1 protein-coding gene is annotated in these 1467 nt (G+C 38.7%); it reads right to left on the bottom strand.

Annotated features, from left to right (window positions below; translation table 11 throughout):
- Positions 1-163: 163 nt before the first annotated feature.
- Positions 164-1467 (bottom strand): Vomp family autotransporter (locus tag ACFIJP_RS07925; RefSeq protein WP_375626810.1); only part of this gene is annotated, 1304 nt, incomplete at its 5' end.

Genomic DNA, 1467 nt, shown 5'->3' with positions numbered 1-1467 from the left:
ATTTTTGCAATAAAAGCATATAAGGATCTTCTATAAAATCTCAAAGTTTATAGCGTCATCAAATATTATGTTTGTCTGTAGATAAATACTGTGCGTCTGTAAAAAAATCACCCTCATTTCAATAAATGGGGGTGAATATTTTGTTCAGTTTTCGTTGTTCGTATTATTTTATTTTCAGAGTAATTGCACCACCTATTCCCCAATGACCACCAGCACTCGTGGCAGAGAGATTAGAGCGGATTTTTCCGTTTTCAGATGTATAACCAGCACCAATAGCAAATGCGGATTGTCCACGCCATGCGCCGCTACCAAATGAGACACTCAAAGATCCTGGTTCGTCGAAGTAACGTAGGTTGGATACTGCTAAACCAACAGCGGCTGCTTGCCTTGCCTCTTTGCGTACGCTCTTAATGTCATAACTTAAAATATTAAACTTCATATCCGTATATCGGTCAGACCGATCAACAGCATCATCAACGGCATTAATAACAATATTATCTACACGACTATCTGTATACTTTTTTGCATCATCGAGAACGATCTTCATCTGCTGCTGAGTATAATCATGCAATTGACCACCATTCACCGCTTCTTTTGAATCCTTCTCAATATGGCCATCAGCAACATTATCAATTAAAACAGGTTCACTGGGATCTCCACCCGCTAAAGTGATTCTATTGGTTTTGTTTCCTTCTGCATCTTTATCATAGTTAACTGCACCATCTGCAACTGAAATTTCAATATCTTGGATATGTTGATGGATATTATCAACCTTGTTTTCAATTGTGTCTACCCTGTTTTCAACTTCTGTGACCTTCTTGTTCGTCTCCCATAGCTGTCCTCCATTTACAACTTCTTTTGAGCCTTTTTCAACTTTACCATCAGCTACATTATCAATCTTACTCGCTTTACCTTTATGACTAGCGTCATACATTCCTTTCTGTTCATTCCAATTTAAACCATTGGACGAGACATTGTTTTCAACATTTTGAATGCGGTTGTTTATTTTGGACATACTCTCACTCACGCCATCAAAGGCACTGGCAACGTTATGATAGCTCTTCTTCTCACCAGAACTACCATCAGCATTGAATTGCGCTACATTGAAAGTAGGAGACTTCCAATTATCGTTTTCATCATATCCAGCACCACCACCAAAGTAAGAAGCAAGATGATCACCCATAAAATAAAGCTGCGACCCATTTACAGCATCCATTGAATCATAAGAAATTTCTCCATCGGCAAGAAACTTAATTTTGCTATTGGACTCTTCATGCCGTGCTACAAATGCCTGCTCATCACCGTTCCACAACAAGGCGTCCCCTTTAACCTCTTGTGTAATATTATTGATCTGTTGTGTAAAATTATTTGCCACATTCGTTAAATGATCATTCACATTCTTTACATTTGCGTCAAGACCTGTCAAAGCCTCACCAACATTTTCAAAGGTTTTCTGCCCCGCAGAAC

It is taken from the genome of Bartonella sp. MU37NMGALS, assembly GCF_042194015.1.
In the GTDB taxonomy this organism is placed as follows: domain Bacteria; phylum Pseudomonadota; class Alphaproteobacteria; order Rhizobiales; family Rhizobiaceae; genus Bartonella; species Bartonella grahamii.
The sequence above is the reverse complement of the archived record's forward strand: the minus strand, read 5'-3'. Positions and strand labels throughout refer to the sequence as shown.